14 protein-coding genes are annotated in these 16,510 nt (G+C 68.0%); 2 read left to right on the forward strand and 12 right to left on the reverse strand.

The features are described from left to right. Nucleotide 1 precedes the first annotated feature (1 nt). A complete protein-coding gene (locus tag AB0J66_RS43090) occupies nucleotides 2-1,075 on the forward strand; it encodes a GGDEF domain-containing protein (RefSeq protein ID WP_364673390.1) in 1,074 nt (357 codons plus the stop codon). On the opposite strand, the gene AB0J66_RS43095 is transcribed toward AB0J66_RS43090, so the two are convergent. Continuing rightward, nucleotides 1,072-7,413 carry a hypothetical protein gene (locus AB0J66_RS43095; RefSeq protein ID WP_364673392.1) on the reverse strand — a complete coding sequence of 2,114 codons (6,342 nt, stop codon included), beginning with the start codon at nucleotides 7,411-7,413 and terminating at the stop codon, nucleotides 1,072-1,074. The two genes, AB0J66_RS43090 and AB0J66_RS43095, sit on opposite strands and share 4 nt — an antisense overlap. Nucleotides 7,414-8,000: 587 nt before the next feature. Here AB0J66_RS43095 and AB0J66_RS43100 point away from each other — a divergent pair. Next, nucleotides 8,001-8,861: a pirin family protein gene (locus AB0J66_RS43100; RefSeq protein ID WP_364673394.1), complete on the forward strand. Its 861-nt coding sequence runs from the start codon at nucleotides 8,001-8,003 to the stop codon at nucleotides 8,859-8,861. A gap of 3 nt (nucleotides 8,862-8,864) precedes the next feature. Here AB0J66_RS43100 and AB0J66_RS43105 read toward each other — a convergent pair whose 3' ends face one another. The 11 genes from AB0J66_RS43105 to AB0J66_RS43155 all read right to left on the reverse strand — a co-directional run bounded on the left by AB0J66_RS43105 (nucleotide 8,865) and on the right by AB0J66_RS43155 (nucleotide 16,490). Then, nucleotides 8,865-9,053, reverse strand: coding sequence for a hypothetical protein (locus AB0J66_RS43105; RefSeq protein ID WP_364673396.1), 189 nt, complete (start codon nucleotides 9,051-9,053; stop codon nucleotides 8,865-8,867). Nucleotides 9,054-9,064: 11 nt separating this feature from the next. Beyond that, entirely contained in the window at nucleotides 9,065-9,769 is a 705-nt protein-coding gene (locus tag AB0J66_RS43110; RefSeq protein WP_364673397.1) for a collagen-like protein, read from the reverse strand. A 2-nt stretch (nucleotides 9,770-9,771) separates the two neighbouring features. After that, on the reverse strand, nucleotides 9,772-10,338 hold the full coding sequence (locus tag AB0J66_RS43115) for a hypothetical protein (protein WP_364673398.1): 567 nt from the start codon (nucleotides 10,336-10,338) through the stop codon (nucleotides 9,772-9,774). Next, complete coding sequence (locus tag AB0J66_RS43120) at nucleotides 10,338-11,075, reverse strand: hypothetical protein (protein ID WP_364673400.1); 738 nt, start codon at nucleotides 11,073-11,075, stop codon at nucleotides 10,338-10,340. The genes AB0J66_RS43115 and AB0J66_RS43120 overlap by 1 nt, the downstream gene beginning before the upstream one ends. Then, a complete protein-coding gene (locus AB0J66_RS43125) occupies nucleotides 11,075-12,181 on the reverse strand; it encodes a hypothetical protein (protein WP_364673401.1) in 1,107 nt (368 codons plus the stop codon). Before AB0J66_RS43125 ends, AB0J66_RS43120 begins: the two co-directional genes overlap by 1 nt. After that, nucleotides 12,178-12,996, reverse strand: coding sequence for a hypothetical protein (locus tag AB0J66_RS43130; RefSeq protein ID WP_364673403.1), 819 nt, complete (start codon nucleotides 12,994-12,996; stop codon nucleotides 12,178-12,180). Before AB0J66_RS43130 ends, AB0J66_RS43125 begins: the two co-directional genes overlap by 4 nt. Beyond that, on the reverse strand, nucleotides 12,996-14,834 hold the full coding sequence (locus AB0J66_RS43135; RefSeq protein WP_364673405.1) for a hypothetical protein: 1,839 nt from the start codon (nucleotides 14,832-14,834) through the stop codon (nucleotides 12,996-12,998). Before AB0J66_RS43135 ends, AB0J66_RS43130 begins: the two co-directional genes overlap by 1 nt. After that, on the reverse strand, nucleotides 14,834-15,280 hold the full coding sequence (locus AB0J66_RS43140) for a hypothetical protein (protein ID WP_364673406.1): 447 nt from the start codon (nucleotides 15,278-15,280) through the stop codon (nucleotides 14,834-14,836). The genes AB0J66_RS43135 and AB0J66_RS43140 overlap by 1 nt, the downstream gene beginning before the upstream one ends. 143 nt (nucleotides 15,281-15,423) lie before the next feature. Continuing rightward, nucleotides 15,424-15,699 carry a hypothetical protein gene (locus AB0J66_RS43145; RefSeq protein ID WP_364673408.1) on the reverse strand — a complete coding sequence of 92 codons (276 nt, stop codon included), beginning with the start codon at nucleotides 15,697-15,699 and terminating at the stop codon, nucleotides 15,424-15,426. Between the two features lie 42 nt (nucleotides 15,700-15,741). Then, nucleotides 15,742-16,146: a hypothetical protein gene (locus AB0J66_RS43150; protein ID WP_364673409.1), complete on the reverse strand. Its 405-nt coding sequence runs from the start codon at nucleotides 16,144-16,146 to the stop codon at nucleotides 15,742-15,744. Beyond that, nucleotides 16,146-16,490, reverse strand: a complete 345-nt coding sequence (locus tag AB0J66_RS43155; protein WP_364673410.1) for a hypothetical protein — start codon at nucleotides 16,488-16,490, stop codon at nucleotides 16,146-16,148. Before AB0J66_RS43155 ends, AB0J66_RS43150 begins: the two co-directional genes overlap by 1 nt. Nucleotides 16,491-16,510 lie beyond the last annotated feature (20 nt).

Raw genomic sequence — 16,510 nt, forward strand, 5'->3', positions numbered from 1 at the left:
GTTGCCGTTCCAGATCCGCGACAAATCGGGTGCCGCCCGCAGTGTCGCGTATCTGAAACTCGCCGCGGCGCCCGCCCTGTTCGTCACCTGCATCGTCCTGCCCGACACCCACCCGATCGAGTGGGTCGTCGCGACCATCGTCATCTGCGCCTTCCTGATCACCGGCGGCGTGACCTGCCTGCGCCGGCCCGACAAGGTGCCGCACGCCTGGTGGCTGATCGCGCCGCTGTTCGCGACCGCGCTGATCACCACGCTCAACCAGCTCTCGGGCGACGCCAGCACCGGCGCCCAGCTGTTCTACCTGTGGCCGGTGCTCTACTCGGCCAACTTCCTCAGCCGCCGGCTCATGGGCGTCACCCTGGCCGCGATCTCGGCCGCGCACGCCTCGGTGGCCTTCCGCGTGCTCCCGACCGGGCACGCCATATCCGACTGGTTCTCCCTGACCGTGGCGTTCGCGCTGACCATGGTCGTCGTCTACAGCCTGCGCCGGCGCAACGACACCCTGCTCGAGGTGCTCGAGACGCAGGCCCTGGCCGACCCGCTGACCGAGGTCGCCAACCGCCGCAGCTTCGACGGGGAGCTCACCCGGGCCGTCGCCTGGTCACACCGTACGGACAGCCCGCTCGCCCTGCTCACGGTCGACATCGACTACTTCAAGAAGATCAACGACACGTGGGGGCACGCGGTCGGCGACCGCGCCCTGCAACAGGTGGCCGCGGCCCTGCGCGTGGTGGCCCGAGGCCCGGACGACGTCGTGGCCCGGCTCGGCGGCGACGAGTTCGTCGTGCTGCTGCGCACCGACCGCATGGAGGCCCGCCGCGCCGCCGACGACGTGCGGACGGCCCTCGACGAGATGGACGGCCTGCCCGGCGGGCCACCCGGCCTGAGCATCGGGATCGCGCTGCTGCCCGACCACGCCGAGACCGCCGACGAGCTGCTCGTGGCCTCCGACGCGGCCCTCTACGAGGCCAAGACGGGCGGGCGCGGGCGGACGGCGATGGCCCATCCCGCCCCGCCCCGCCAGAACGTCGACGTTCTTACTCAAGATCAAGATCGGGCGGCCGTACGGAATTAGCGCCGCTGGACGACCGGCTGCTCCGCCGTGGGCTCGTCGAGGGCAGTGGCGCCGGCCGGTGGCTCCGGCTGCCCCTGCTTGATGCCGAGAATGTCCTCGCGCTGCCGGGGATAGGGGCCCCAACCGTCGCGCAGGACGTGAATGTAGACGGCTTCCAGGCTTACGCCGACCCGGGCCGCCAGCTCACTGTCGTCCGGCCGGCCGAGGCGCACGGCCTTGGCGAAGTGGTCCAAGGCCTCCATGTGCCGACCTTGATCGAAACAGCTCCGGCCGGCGTTCTCGTGGACCACGCTGCGCAGCGTCTCGGGCACCTCGTCCCCCGTGGCCTTGGCGAACAGGCGGTCCGCCTCCTTGAAATCGCGGCGCAGACGCAGAATGTGGGCCAGCTCGGCCTGCGCAATCACCATCGACTGCAGATCATGCGCGGACTCGGCATGGGCCAGGGCCAGCCGGCTCGCCGCAGCGGCCATGCCCAGCTCACCGAGCAGGCGGTACACCTCGGCCCGGACACTGAGCAGGCCGGCCTTGGCGACGTTGTCGACCTCGTCGGCCAGCGGGCCGTCGAGCTTCTCGCCGAGCTCCCGAAGGGCCTCACGGTCCTCGACAACCTCACGCAGCGTGCCACCGTCCAGCCGCCAGCGGATCGCCTGCAGATCGGCCGCCGAGAGCGACGGGCGCTCCGGCTCCGGCTCCGGCTCGGGCTCCGGCTCGGCCAGGCGGGCCTCGGCCAGCATCCGCTCCTCGATCCGCCGGCGGACGGCCTCGGCGTCCATCGTGGGCGGGTCGTCGCTCGGGTTGTCCGGCTCGGGGTCGGCCGGCGTGCTGGGCTGCTTTTGATCGGGCTTTTGTTCGGCCGCGGCGGGCTGGGCGGTGGCGAGGGACATGGCCTTGAACAGGCCGGTCACGTCCAGGTCGATGACCACGCCGTCACCGGCTTGCGACGGGCGCAGGGTGTCGGCCTTCCGATCCTGATGATCGTCGGCCCGGACGGCGCGGATGGCCGCGGCCTTTCGGTCGCGGCGCGGCAGTTCCGCCTCGTAGGCCGGCTGGTTCTTGACCGGCGCCGTCTCCGCAGGCGCCGGGACCGTTGCCGTCTCCGCGAGCGCTGGGACCGTTGCCGTTTCGGCGGGTGCTGGGACCGTTGCCGTTTCGGCGGGTGCTGGGGCCGTCGCTGTTTCGGCGGGTGCTGGGGCCGTCGCTGTTTCGGCGGATGGCGCGGCCGTCGCCGCTTTGGCGGGCGTCGGGACCGTCGCCGGGCCCGGCTGGGTGGGGATCGTCGCGGGGGCTGAGTGTGTAGGAGCCGCGGCGGCGGAATGCTGAGCGGAGCTTGCGGCGGGGGCTTCGTCCTCGGTGTCCGGCTTCGGGGCGAACCATTTGCCGCCGAAGTCGGTGTCGGCCGGGCGCACCGGCTGGGTGTCAGGGCCGGAGACCTCGAGCTTGCCGATCGGGCGCAGGTTGTGCAGCGTCCCGTCCGGGTCCATGTACGGCGCGGCGTGCGCACCGAGCCGCTGCTCGCCCGGCGTCGCCGGGGCCTCCTCGTCGGCGCGGGCCGGACCGGCGTGCTGAGCGGTATGCGCCGCCCCCTCGCTGTCGGGCCGCTTGCCGGCGCTCGGCCAGGCGGGCGCCGGCGACTGCGGGGCCGGACTGTCGGCCGGCTGCCGCGGAGCCGGCACGCCAGCGGCCGGCGCGTCGCGCTCACCCCGACCGGCCACCCGGCCGGCGGCCGGCCCACTGACCGGAGCCGACGCCAGCGAGGTCGGCCGGGAATCCTGCGGCCGGCCATCGCCGGGCGAACCCGGCCGCGCGGCCGGCATCGTCGCTTGACCACCACCCGCGGCCGGCGTCGTTTGACCACCGGGCGTGGCCGGCATCGTCGCTTGACCATCCGCGGCGGCCGGGCCGGACGCCGTTGGGTTCGGTGCCCACTGGCCTGGCGAGGGTGCCTGAGCGGAACTCGGCCCGAAAGTGACCGGGGGCAGGGGCCACGCGGCCGGTGTCGCAGGTGAAGTCGGTGTCGGGCCAGTCTGAGCGGGGCCCGGCGACACGGGCCGGTGCGCCCCCGAAGGCGCCCAGTCCTGAGCGGCGCCGGTCGGCGCCGAGGTGGGCGCGATCGGCCCGCCGGGAACCGGCCGCTGCTCGGGCGCGGCGCCGTTTCGCTGGTCGGCTGCCGGTACCCCGGCGACGGGCGCGGCCGCCTGAGGCGCCTGGCCCGGTGCGGCCGCGAAACCCCGCGGTCCGGCCGGCTGCGGGGCGGACGGCTGAACGACACCGCCCTTGGTCGGGTAGGCCTGCTGCGGAACGCCGTGCCGAGGCGCCGCCTGCGGCACGCCCCCGTGCGCTGCCTGGGTGTGCTGCGGCGCGCCACTGTTCGGGCCGTGGGTGGGCTGCGGCGAGCTGGTGTGCGCTCCGTGGGCCTGCTGCGGCGTGCCCCCGTGCGCTGCCTGGGTGTGCTGCGGCGCGCCACTGTTCGGGCCGTGGGTGGGCTGCGGCGAGCTGGTGTGCGCTCCGTGGGCCTGTTGCGGCGCGGCGCTGTGTGTCTGGGCGTGCTGCGGCGCCGGTGCGGGCCGAGTCTGGGCGAGCGGCGCGGGGCTGTGGGGAGCTGGGGCCGCTGGTGACGTCGGGCTCTGCGGTGGCCGGGTCGGCTCCGGGACATGACCGTGCTGTGGGCGCGGCTGCGCCGGTGCCGGTGGCTGCGCGAAGCCCTGCGGCGCAGCGGTCGGCGCGGGGGAGGGCTGGGCGTAGGTCTGCGGCGGAGTGGCCGGGGCCTGCGTGTAGGCCGGTGGAGCGGCGGGTGGCTGGGTGTAGGCCTGCGGTACGGCGCCGGGTGCGGTGGGTGGCTGGGTGTAGGCCTGCGGTACGGCGCCGGGTGCGGTGGGTGGCTGGGTGTAGGCCTGCGGTACAGCGCCGGGTGCGGTGGGTGGCTGGGTGTAGGCCTGCGGTACGGCGCCGGGTGCGGTGGGCGGTGGGGCGTAGGACTGCGGCACGGCGCCGGGAGGGGCAGGCGGCTGGGCGTAGGGCGGGATCGGGGTGGCGGGGTGGGTCTCTGATGCGGTGCCCTGGGGCTGCTGCGGTGTGCCCGGGAAGGGGGCGGCCGGAGCCGAGGGCTGCGCGGTGGCCGAAATCGAGGGCTGTGCGGCGGTCGGGGCCGGGTGCGGCTGGGTGGCCGGGGGCCACGGGGCGGCGGGGGAGATCGGCGGGGTGAGGCCGGTGGTGGGCAGGGACGGCGGAGGGGCCTGGTCGGGGACCATCGACCACGGGCCGTCGGACTCGGAGAGCGTGACGTGGGCGGTACGCGGGCTCCGGCGCGGGCGGTGCTCGGCTGGGAGGCCGAGACGGGGGTCGGTCTCGGCGGGTGAGCGGCCTGGGGCCGGGCGGCCGGAAGCCGCCGGGCTCCGGCCGACTGGGTTCTGACCGACTGGGGCTGCGCCCCCGGGGATTTGGCCGGGGGCGGCCGCGGCTCGGGCGGTGGGTGGCTGGTTCGGAGCGGCGGGGGGCGCAGGAGCGTGGCCCGGTGCCGTCGTGGTGCGGTCCGTGGGCTGAGCCGGGACCTGCGGGTGCGCGAGCGGCTGCTGCGCTTGGGCATCCCCTGGCGTGCGCGGCGCGGTGAGCGGCTGCGTCGGCATGTGGGCCCGAACGCCGGAAGCGTCGGGTGTCTGAGCGTGCTGGGCGTGCGCCGCGGGAGTCTGAGGGTGCGGCGCGGGGGTCTGACCATGCGGTGCGGAAGCCTGGTGGTGTGGCGCGGGGGCCGGTGAAGGGGTTGCAGGTGCCTGGGCGTGCTGGGTGGGTGCCGGGGCGTGAGCTGTGGGTGCCTGGGAGCGGGGCTCGGCTGCCGTCGGCTCGCCCGGGACGGCGGGGCTGTCCTGTGCCGGCCGGCTGGACTGCTGCTCGGTAGCGGGTGCGGCGGGCTGGTTGTAGTGGGCCGCGGCAGGCTGGGCGGCCGGTGGCTGGGCGGGGGTGACGGGAGCGGCCGGGGCCGGGGGCGGGGGCACTACGCGGGCGGCGGGGGTCGGGGCGTGGGTGCCTACGACCCGGGGCGCGGGTGGGGGGTCCGCCTTGACCACACGAGGGACGGGTGGTGGGGCCTCCTTGCCGATGACCCGTGGTGCTGCCGGGGGCTCCGCCTTGCTGATGACCCGGGGGCCGTCGGCGGGGCCGGAGGCCGGGTCGCTGAGGTCGGCGGCGGGGGACTGGACGTCCTTCGCCGGCTGGTTCGGGGTGGGCTCCGGCGCGCGCGGACCGGAGATGTTGCGGTCGTCGGTCTCGGGGCGGCGCTGCTCGGTGTCCCTCGCCACTCGAGGCTCGGCAGCCACTCGAGGCTCGGCAGCCACTCGAGGCTCGGCGGCCACGCGGGGCTCGGCGGCGACGTACGGCTCGGCGGCCACGCGAGGCTCGGGGGCGACCTGGGGCTCGGCCGGCCGGGGCGCCGCGTCGGGGGCGCTCGGGCGCAGGTCGGCGGTGGCGGTGTCGGCCGGGTTGGACTGGGCGATGGCCGGCTGGGGGGACTCGACGATCTCCTCTTCGTCGTCGCGCCAGGAGCGGTGGGTGTAGGGGCGGTCGTCGACGAGTTCGCCCTCGATGGTGCGCGGGGGGCGTTCGTCGAGGATCTCGCCGTCGATGGTCAGCGGGTGGGCCGGTGCGGCGTCCTGGTCGGGCCAGGAGGCGTCGATCGGCCAGCGCTCGTCCAACGGGTCGCGGGCGGGCGGGCGCGGGCGGCGCTCGTCCGCGGCTTCGGCGGGCCAGGGGCGGCGGCTCTCGGCCCGGCGCGGATCGTCGTAGCCCTCGGCCCGGCGAGAGTCGCCGGCCCGGCGCGGGTCGTCGTAACTGTCCGAGCGGCGCGGGTCGTCGTAAGCGTCGGCGCGGCGCGGGTCGGCGTAGCTGTCGGGACGGCGGCGGGCGTCGCGGGGGTCGTCGATGCGGTAGCGGTCGTCCGGGTAGCGCTCATCCGGGTAGCGCTCGTCGTCGCGGTAGCGCTCGTCGATGTCGTAGCTGACGCGGTCGCCGGAGCGGCGCGGTCCGCCTCGGTAGTCGTCGGCCCGGCGGGCGTAGCGGTCGTCCTGGGCGGCCGGCTCGTCCCAGATCATGGCGGTGCGTTCGCCGGTGCGGCGGCCGCGCTCGTCGATGGGGAAGCCGGGGGCGTAGCGGTCGTCGGCCTCGGGACGCCGGCGCCGCTGCTCGTCCGGGGCGCGGCGCGGATCTTCGACGGTGTGCCGGGGGTCGGCCGGCGGGCGCCGCCGGTCGGTGCGGTCCCTGGCCGCGCGGTCCTCATAGGATTCCGCGGGCCGGCGCCGGTCGCCGCGGACGGCGTCGTCGCCCCGGCGGGACCGCTCCTGCTCGGGCCGCCGGTACAGGTCGTCCTGGGCCGGGGCCTCCGGCACCCGCGCGCGCCCGCTGGCGGCGGGCCGCATGTCGCCGCGGTTCGGCTGGGCCGGCCGGTCCGCCTCGGAGGACCGGCGATCGAACTCCGGACCACGGACGTCCGCCCCGGACGCACGCCGGCCCGGCGAGGCGATCGGCCCGCCACGCTGAGGCTCACGAGCGGCGTCGCGCTGGGTCTCGCGAGCCTGAGCATCGCGCTGGGTCTCGCGAGCCTGAGCATCGCGCTGGAGTCCGCGAGCTTGAGCGTCGCGCTGGAGTCCGCGAGCCTGAGCGTCGCGCTGTGGGTCGCGAGCCTGAGCGTCGCGCTGTGGGTCGCGAGCCTGAGCGTCGCGCTGGGGCTCCTCCGGCCGAGCCTGCTTCTTGCGCTTGCCGTTGCGGCCCTCGCCGGGGGCGCCCTTCCCGGCCAGCCGCCGCCAGCGGCTGCCGGCGGGGCGCTGCTCGGGCTCCTGGTAGTCCTCGTCCCAGCCGACCGTCTTCGCGCCCGGTTCCGGCCCGTGCCCGTACGCCACCAGGTCGCGGTGGTCGAACGGCTCGTCGATGTCGTCGTGGAACCCGTGGAAATCGCCCGAGCCCCCGCGGCCGCCGCCGCGGCGGGCCCCGCCGTCGGCGATCGGGAACTCCGGGTTCTCGAAGTCGGCGCCCAGCTCGGGCCGGTTGAAGTCGACGTCGTCGAAGTCGTCGCCGGCCAGGTTGGGCTGGGACGTGTCGACCGGGGAGAAGTCGGGGTCGTCGAGCCAGCTGGGCCGCTGCGTGTCGAAGGCGCTGCCGTTGGCGCGGCGCTGCCGGCGGGCCGCGAGCTCGTCGACGGGCGCGTCCGCGTCCTGGGGGGAGCGCTTGGTGGGGATCACCGGCTCGGGGCCCTCACGGCGGACGAAGGGGCGCTCCTGAACGACCGCGGCGTTCGGGACGAGGGAGTACTCGGAGTATTCCTCGTCCCAGTATTCGTCGTCCTCGAAGCTCATCCAGCGACCCCTACGACCCCAAGAAGGGCAGCATCGGTGGCTGAGGCACCCCTTCGGCGCATGCCGCCCCCCGTCTGTCACGCGTGCCCGGTTCGTCCCCTCCCACGCGGTGGATGGGGAAGGTTAACCACGGATTTGCGAACAGCGCTACCGCCCCCGGGAGCGCTCCCCGAGTCCTCGGGGCGTGGTTCGTCGAGTGAGAGTACGGAGTACGTGGGTAGGTGGTTCAAACACCGCCCCGCGGAGATCGCCCAACTTAAGTCATTCTTAAACACGTATTGAGGACCCCTTTAGAGGTACTCAGGGGTAACCGAGAGAGCTACCGCGAGGTAACAACGTGGCGAAGCCCACGCTGGCTTTCCACGGATCTTGGTGCTAGCGGATGTCACCGTGGAGGAGCACCGGGACAGAGACCCTCAACTCCCCGGCCGGCGGCCGACCCCCCCGTTCCAAGGCCGCCACCGCGCAAACCCTGTGCTCTCACACCGGAGTGCCCCCCATGACGGTGTGAGGGAGCTTCTGCGCGGCATGGCCGGGAGGAACGGCGGTGGGAGCGCGCCCCACCGCCGTTCCGCTTTAATGAACGGATGAGCGAGCTGATCGAAGGCGCCCCGGTCGCTCTCGGCGGCCCGCGCGGCTTCGCCGTCACCCGCCTGCTGCCGAGCAAGCAGCGGCGCATGGTCGGCGCGTGGTGCTTCCTCGACGCGTACGGCCCGGAAGATCTCCATGGCAGCGCCGGGATGCGCGTCGGCCCCCATCCGCACACGGGTCTGCAGACCGTGACCTGGCTGCTGGCCGGCGAGGTGCTGCACCGCGACACGCTCGGCAGCGTGCAGGAGATCCGCCCCGGCCAGCTCAATCTCATGACCGCCGGTCGCGGCATCGCCCACTCCGAGGAGACGCCGGCCGAGCACTCGCCGATCCTGCACGGCGTCCAGCTGTGGGTGGCGCTGCCCCACGCCGTACGGGACATGGCCCCGGCCTTCGCGCATCATGCCGACCTGCCCGTCGTCACCGTGGACGGTCTCACCGCGACCGTCCTCATGGGCACCCTGCTCGGCGCGACCTCGCCCGCGGCCTGCCACACCCCGCTGGTCGGCGCCGAGCTCGCCCTGGCCGCCGGGGCCGAGGTGGATCTCCCGGTGGAGGAGGGCTTCGAACACGCGCTCCTGACCCTCGACGGCGCGCCCACCGTCGACGGCACAACCCTCAAGCCAGGACCCTTGCTGTACGCGGGTGAGGGCCGCCGCCACCTGCGCCTGGCCACGGCCGAGCCGGCGCGCCTGCTCCTGCTCGGCGGCGAGCCCTTCGAGGAGCGCCTGGTCATGTGGTGGAACTTCGTGAAACACATCCCACAGACCTGGCCATGTGGCGGGACAGCAAGAAGCCCCCGCGTCGCCCAGGGGAGAACCAGGGTGGGTAGCGGGGGCTTCGGTCTTGCAGGCTAGCGACTAGCTGTCACTGCCGTTGGTAGGCGGCTTGGGGCGGGTGAAGATGTTCAGCGTCCCGATGACGCCGATGACACCGATGATGAGTGCGCTGCGGGTCTGGGTGTCCTCCTTGGGGATCAGGTAGAACACGCCGATGAAGGCGGCACCGATGACCGCAATCAGCGCCACCATCGACCATTCCACTTTCATAAACGCCTCCCTTACAGCGAATACGCCTGCACGTGTACTACTCCCAGAGCCACGGTCAGCAGAGTCGTATTCGTCACCAGCAGTGTGAACCCTGTAGTGGTCTTGCTGTTCGCCTTGACGGCGTAGGTGTACTTGCCGATGACCGTTGCATCTTCTGCAACGTCCACTCCGTAGTTGGTATTGGGAAGGGTGCGGGGCCAGGTGACCACCACTTCCCGCGTGCCACTGAACAACGCGATGGCGGGAACGGCAACCGACTTAATGCAGGGGAAGCCGACCACGGCATCTTTGCCATTGGTGCCCGCGACGCCCTGTAAGCCTCGCTCGCCCTGCAAACCCCGGTCACCCTTGTCGCCCTTAGGGCCAGGCACCTTTGTGGCGTCTACGTAAGCCTGAGTGGCCGCGATGATGGTTGCCTTGGTGTCGTCGATGGTGCCGTCCAGGTTGCCGTAGCGGGCTTGGAACATCGCATCGCTCAGGATGTCCTTCAAACCGAAGTCCGGTGCCATCACCACCCAACTGTTCAGCGGGACGGTCCAGTCCTTCTCCAACGTGCTGGCCTGGTTGCGTTCGTGCAGAACCAGACCGTTCGCTGATTCGCTCTTCACCGACCACATGGAACGAGTGATGCTCTGTTCCCGCACCACTCGAAGGACTTCAGCTTTGTTAGCGCCGTCGTACTGGACTGCGACCTGGCGGCGGAAAACGGTTTCCATGGCTAGGGCAGCGGCCGGATGTACTTGCAGAAGGCGGTGGAGGCGTAGTACCCCGCTTCTGTTCCCGCCACCGTGCGGGCGTTGGCGGTGTCAACGGCAACCTTGAACTCGAAGTAGTCCGACACACCATCAGCGCCCAGCTCGTTGAAGATGGTGAGTGAGGCGGAGTTGGTTTCACCGGTTGAAATGGCCATGTTCTGGATGGACGGCTGCTCCACACCGTTCTTCGTCACGACGCCCGTGTAGACACCGACTTCGGAGTTGCTGTCCGACTTGAAGACCACCACGGCTTTGAACTCGTAGATGCCGGGGACGGGCGGAATGATGCGGCCACTGAAGGATGCCGGGTTGTGAAAACTGGAATGCGTCTTGAAGCGCGTTGCATTCCAGCCGACCGCCCGGAAAGCGCCATCAGGGTTGAAGCCAACCTGCTCGCTGTTGCGGTAGACGGACAGGTACGGGATGGCAATGAACGGCTCGATGCTTTCGGCCAGGTCCCTGATGTGTTCGTGCGGGGTGACCGGATCGCTGCTGGCGGGGTAGTAGAGCCCGCTTGATGTGGTTGTCATTACGAACTCAACCTCTCCCATTCGACGATCAGTTGCATTGCTTCCGGGTAGCTTCCCATGCCCGCGTACCGGATATCGGGGCTGCCATCGGCGTCGTAGAACGCCAATCCGCCCGCGTCCCCATCCGCCATGTCGTCCACCCAGGAATTAGGAATGTCAAACGACGGCAGGATGGCCCCGACGGTCAAGGCCGGCCCAGCTATGGAACTGGTGCGGGTCGGTGCCCCGGAAGGCCGTTTGTTCTGTGTCACAAGCCAGATGGTGGATGCCGCTGATGTGTATGTCCCCGCGTAGGGGATGCGGGCGATACCCGTCAGGCGAGCGTTGGTGATGGTGGCGTCTTTCAACGACTTCAACTGGTCGCCGAAGAACACGACACCTGTGTGTGCCAGTCCTGTTTCAGTCCCTTGAAACAGGTCGCTGGTGTCCATGCGCCACTTGTTGGTGTTCCAGGTCCGTGTCTCAATCGGGCTGAAGGTGTCGGTGCCCGTGATCAGTTCCGGCTTGGGAGTCGGCTCACTCGGGCTTTCGGTAGGCGGAGGAAGAGCAGCGGCAGTCCGGACCCGGTAAGCCACGTAGTACTTGTTGCTCACCCGGTCCATGTTCACCAGGTCGTTGTTGGCCACTGTCAGGTCTCGTGCGACTTCAGCGGTTACAACGGTCTTCCCGCCACGGATTCGAACCTTCACGGTGGAACCGACTTTGGTCCCGACGATCTGGCCTTGAATCGTTGCCATCAGTCACCTCCTGAAGCAACCTTCAACAGCAGCCGCTGTCGGCCACCGTCGAACGTGTAGGGCAATGTCGATTGGACAATCTGAACTTTCTCGGTGGTGCCGTCCGCCAGCCGGATGGTGCCGACATCGCCGATCCACAGCAGCGGGTTGGGAATCATTTCAACTTCGTAAGCGTCGGCTGAGCGAGTCATGATGCGGTCCAGGATCGCTGCCGCAATGTGGTTGGCCGTACCGGAATCCATTGCCCAGTCGTAAGTCTCGAAGTACGGAACGGGCAGCTTGGAGTTGGGGCCACCGAATCGCTTGGGATGCCGGGAGTCGTTGTTGTAAGCGATGGCCTGTCCGGGATCGCCGTCTGCCGTCTCGTACCGCACCACGACGCAGTTGTAGTCGCTATCGGAGTCGGTGCTTCCCGTTGAACGGATGATGGTGTCCCCCTCTACGAGAGTGAAGACGGAAGGACGCCGCGTGATAGGCCCTTGCCACTCCCGTACGTACAACACCCCGCTTGGTGTCATCTCCCAATCACCAGGCCACGACGATTCAATGACTGAAATCAGGGACTTCAAGCGGTCGCTATCGAAGACGATGGTGGAAGACCACGGGCCGTTGCTGATATCCGGGTCGAAGTAGACGGGAATCTCGCCACCCAACAAGTCCCGGATCGTGGAGTAGATCGTTCCGGACGGCTGGAAGGGGCCGGTGAAGGTGGCCTTGCGGATCGTCTCCAACAGCCCCACCGCCTGGACCACAACCTCATCGTCCTCGGTGACCGTGTTGTCGATCCGAAGTGTGCAGCGACGGAACCAGTAGGGCTCGTTCTCGTCCATGCCGATACCCAGGCTCACACGCACCGTCTGGCCATTTGCCGCCAAAGGGTGGGTCGAGTATGTGGGAGACCAATCGAAGCCCTCAGCGTCGATCCTGGGGATGCGGAACTCGGCACGCTCGGGAACGTTGCGGAACAGGTCCACTTCCTCGAAGCCGGTACGGACGGGGATGTTCGACCGCAGCAGCCGGTTGTTGTAGTAGCTGTCCACGCGCAGCAGGTATTGGAACTGCCCACCCTCGATGACTTCCTGGACCTTCTCGTCTACTTCAATCATGAGAGGTCCGCCCTTGCCAGATCCAGGTACGTGGCGTAGTCGGCTTCCAGATCCACGTATGTCTGGCCCGCGTACTTGGCCGCCAGGTCCGCATAGGTGAATCCCTTAGCGGTGAACTTGAAGGGCCAGCCGTCTGTTTCAGCGATTGACATCACGAAGTCGCGGCGTCCGTCTGTCCTGTCCTGACTGCGCCGTTCGACATCGAAACTCAACACACTGAAGTAGCACTCGTCCAGCGTGCCGTCTGACACTGAACGGCGCATCTGAAGGATTCCCGATGTGCGGGTGTCGATCAGGTTCAGCAGGTTCATTTCCGAGGTGCGGGAGAAGGTACGGACACGGATATCCGCGGTGAACTGTCCGGTGAGGCTGGCGCCGGTGATGATGCGGTTCTTCCCGCCCACTCGATACACCGTCACGTCAGGCTCATACCTCTTGCTCTGCCATGCCGTGATGACAACCTCGGCAGCGTTGCCGGTAATGGCATCACTCAGAACCACTTCGCGCTGTCCCCGTGCCGTGTTGACGGGAAGAGTGATGGTGAGCGGGGAACTGTCCCTGTCGAAGTAGCTGGGGCTGTTCTTGTTGACCCGCGTACGCCAGAACACCGGCACACCGAATGGCGCTTCGCTATCGGTGATGACAAGGGTGTCCGTGTCGGTGGCGTCCAGGTGCCCGCCCCTGATCGGAATCATTGCACCGCCTACAACGCGGTACACATCAATCATCTGGCCGGCCGTCATTCCAGTGACTGAAACAAGAGCCCTTGGCGGGTACACGCCAGTCACTTCAGTGGCCGATGTGGCGACGACCATCAGAACCTCATTCCTACGCGTGCGTCGAACTCTGCCTTACGTTCACTGCGGGCCACATCGGCTTTCATCGCCACGCCGTTCACATACACGCTGAAGCTGGCGTTGTCGGTCAGCTCCACCTTTGCCACCGAAGCAGGTTGTGTGCGCCCACCGGCCGACTGGTAGGCCGCAAATCCTGCCGCACTGAATGCGCCACCACGCCCACCACCGGAACGTGCCAACTGTGCGTCCTGCTTGTTGCCACGGGACTGGAAGACGGTGGTGACGGTGACGGTCTTTCCCTTCAGGGAATTGATCTGATCCTGAAGGGCTTTGATCCGTCCTTCGGCGTCGTGGGTGTTGGCGTTGAAATCGGTGTCCTTCTTCGGCGGGATGAGACCCAGCTTTGTGGCGTAGTCCTGTGCCGCCTTCTTGCTGATGCCCAGTCCTGTCGCGGCCTTGATGAATGAGTTGTAGTTACTGGTAGCAATACCGTTGGCCTGCTTGCCTTCACCGTTCACCGCGACGTAGGCCGCATAGTTGGCGTTCAGTGCCCCGGCAAGCCCACTGAGCGCATCACGGTTGGCCCGGCCCTTCTCGGTGTTGGCGTCCAGGGTCTTGCCGTTGTCCTTGATGGACTCTTTCAACTTGTCAAAAGCAGCGGCGGAATCGGTCTGCGCGTCGAACAGGTTGCGGGAGGTGTCGTAGACCTGGCGCATACGTTCGTCGAATGAAAGCAGCGCTTCCCCGGCACTGGTGATTGCCAGCCCGTGTTCGTCGAATGCGTTACCGAGGTCTCGCGCTCCCGATGCTGCTTCAGCGGTGTGACGCTGAATGCTGCCGACCCTCTCGTCGTAGTAGCCGAGGGATTCCAGCAGACCGTAGATCTTGCCGGGTACGTATCCGGTGACCGCCGACAGTTCCGTAAGCCCGCGAACGAGGTAACCAGCCGTCTCGATGGCACCACCCGCGACAACCGCGAAACCCTCCAGGGCATCGGCCGCTTGTTCCGATCCACCGGCAATGGTCTCCAGGGCGCTGCCCGTTGATTCGCCGAGGATGCTGAAGGTGCTCGAAAGCGCCTCGATGACCGGGCCACCCTTGGCAATCAGCGTCTCCAGTCCATCGCCCACCTCCACGATGAAGTCCTGGACGCCCTTGGCCAAGGGTTCAACGAACTTGGCAGAGTCGGCGAAGATCTGCTCGAAGTCGATGGTGTCGAGAGCGCCTTCAATTTTGTCAATGCCAGCGATGGTGGTGTCCACGAACGGAAGGGCGGCCTTCTCCAGCCGCTTACTCAGACCGTCCGTAAACCCGCTGAAAGCCGCCTGGACGCGTTGGTCCTTGGCAGCCAGGGCGATGCCACCCGCAACGCCTCCTACGCCCGCTCCGCCGATTACAGCGGCCGAGACAAGCGCTCCTACGACAGGTGCCGCCGCACCCGCACCGATGACCAGTGCTTGCTTTAAAGAACCTGCAATGCCGGCCGATGGCACATCGGGGATCAGATCCTTCAACAGGTCGCGGTTCTTGGTGAGATTGCGGATCTCGGTCTGCTGCTTGCGGATGGCTTTGCTGATGTCGATCCGCTCAGAGGCAGTGCCCGCATCGGCAAAGGCACGAGCAAGGGAACCAAGTTCGTGCTTGGCAATCCCGATCTCACGAGTCAGCTTGGACACTGAACGCGCATTGCGGTCCGCCGCACTGCCGAACTTGCCGGTTGACTTAGCGGCCTTGTCTAACTCGTCCTGAAGCTTGTGTGCCTCGCGGTCGGCTTTGGTCATGTTGTCGTGGAAGGACTTCAGCCCGCGATCACTGTTGTCCTTGACATTGATTTCAGCTTCTACATCGCGTGCCATCAGCGAATCCTGTCCAGTGCCCTGTCCAATGCACGGTCAGCAGCCGCGCTCCACTCGTCTGTCTCGGTAACCGGTTTGGTGAAGAAGCCAGGCTCCACAACGATCAGCGACCACTGGCCTTTGCCGCGCCGTCCCCATGCGGGGTGGCGAACGTTGCCTTTGTCCATCCGCTTGATGTCGCTGCGGCCACCGTTGCTGTTCCTGCCACCGGTCAGCTTCACCCGCACCACTTTGCCGATGACTTCTTGCTTGGCCTTGATTTGGATGGCGGCGGCCCACTTGTTCAGACCGCCGCCCTTGGGAAGGGTGTCGAGAGCCCTGGACCTGATGGCCTTACGCACAACGGGAACTGGCTTGCGCAGCTCGGTACGCAACTCGTCCAGTACCCGCTGTTCGGCAATCAGTTGCCCGATGGAACGGGCGTAGGCGCCGATGCTCTCTGCCACCTATTCCACCTTCTCCCGCTCTGCTGCCGCCCACTGAAGGAAGGAAGCCTCTTGCTGTACGTCGATGATGGTTGCCAGTTCCCGCGCACTCATCCGCCTCAGTTCCGAGTAGGTGAATGGCGAGCCCTGGATAACCATCTGGATCAGTCCTCGGACGACTGACCCTTCTTCGTAGGGTCCGCTTCCTCATCCGCCTTGTGATCGACGTTGGCGCACTCGTCGTTCCACTTGTCGAACTGGGACTTGGTAAGCCCCTTGCGCCGCATGACGTTCCACGCCAGGAAGCGAGACTGAGTGCGAGGCCCGGCAGTGGGCTTGTCGAACTCAGACATCTCCCACTTGGCAACGTCCCGCTGGTCGGCAACCAGCTCGTGCACGTCGCCGTTATCCATCGTGACAACAAGTCGGTACTGCTCCATCGGTTCTCCCCTTTGTATTTCAGTTAGTTGAGTCGGCCGGCCTTAGACCGCGGTTCCCTTTACGGGCTGGCCGATGACCGGGAACGTGGCTTCAACCGTGGCGAAAGAACCACGCTCCCCACCGATCGGAACAGCGGTCACGACGATGGTGAACGTGTAGGTGTTGTTGCCCGCCCCGCGCTTGGGCGTGTAGACGATTTCGACTTCCTCACCCTGGTGCTCGAAGAGCCAATCCGTAAGGCCGTCCTGGGCCTGCACGGCACGAATCTGGAAGGTCCACGTCGGGTCGTCCACATCCGACAGGACATAGCCGGGGTCCAGAGTGCGTTCCTGAGTGATCGGGGTGTCCGGGGTCAGAAGCGCCATGGTGGTGTTGCCGAGGAATTCCTGGCCGTCCCACGAAATCGAAGCGTTCTTCGAGAAGATGGCACCAGCGACGTTAGGCATTACTCGCTCCTTGCTGTGATCTGCATGGTGAACTGTGTCTCGTTTTTGGTGCCGATATCCACCATGTCCACGCGGTCAACTACTGCGACGGTTTCCACCGCCGTGACGATCTGCTGCCAATGATCGCTCATCCATTGAGCGGCCCTCAGTTCGTCTTGTCCGAGGAACGAGACGACGAACCAGTTGTCTTCGAACAAGCCGCTTGGCGGGTCGATGACAACGCTGCCCTGCACTACCCAGGTATCACCGAACTGGAGAAGCTTCTGCCGTACAGGGAACGGTTTCACTTCCTCAATTCCTTCAAGGGCGGCAACGACTTCATCCCGCTTGTCCATGAGGCTCATGCGAGAAGCACCTTCCTGTA

It is taken from the genome of Actinoplanes sp. NPDC049598 (genome assembly GCF_040675435.1).
In the GTDB taxonomy this organism is placed as follows: Bacteria; Actinomycetota; Actinomycetes; order Mycobacteriales; family Micromonosporaceae; genus Actinoplanes.

Coding starts and splice junctions, on each gene's coding strand:
- AB0J66_RS43150 (WP_364673409.1), bottom strand. CDS start 16,146: ATGCCTAACGTCGCTGGTGCCATCTTCTCGAAGAACGCTTCGATTTCG.
- AB0J66_RS43100 (WP_364673394.1), top strand. CDS start 8,001: ATGAGCGAGCTGATCGAAGGCGCCCCGGTCGCTCTCGGCGGCCCGCGC.
- AB0J66_RS43095 (WP_364673392.1), bottom strand. CDS start 7,413: ATGAGCTTCGAGGACGACGAATACTGGGACGAGGAATACTCCGAGTAC.
- AB0J66_RS43145 (WP_364673408.1), bottom strand. CDS start 15,699: ATGGAGCAGTACCGACTTGTTGTCACGATGGATAACGGCGACGTGCAC.
- AB0J66_RS43130 (WP_364673403.1), bottom strand. CDS start 12,996: ATGGTCGTCGCCACATCGGCCACTGAAGTGACTGGCGTGTACCCGCCA.
- AB0J66_RS43135 (WP_364673405.1), bottom strand. CDS start 14,834: ATGGCACGCGATGTAGAAGCTGAAATCAATGTCAAGGACAACAGTGAT.
- AB0J66_RS43105 (WP_364673396.1), bottom strand. CDS start 9,053: ATGAAAGTGGAATGGTCGATGGTGGCGCTGATTGCGGTCATCGGTGCC.
- AB0J66_RS43115 (WP_364673398.1), bottom strand. CDS start 10,338: ATGACAACCACATCAAGCGGGCTCTACTACCCCGCCAGCAGCGATCCG.
- AB0J66_RS43155 (WP_364673410.1), bottom strand. CDS start 16,490: ATGAGCCTCATGGACAAGCGGGATGAAGTCGTTGCCGCCCTTGAAGGA.
- AB0J66_RS43110 (WP_364673397.1), bottom strand. CDS start 9,769: ATGGAAACCGTTTTCCGCCGCCAGGTCGCAGTCCAGTACGACGGCGCT.
- AB0J66_RS43120 (WP_364673400.1), bottom strand. CDS start 11,075: ATGGCAACGATTCAAGGCCAGATCGTCGGGACCAAAGTCGGTTCCACC.
- AB0J66_RS43125 (WP_364673401.1), bottom strand. CDS start 12,181: ATGATTGAAGTAGACGAGAAGGTCCAGGAAGTCATCGAGGGTGGGCAG.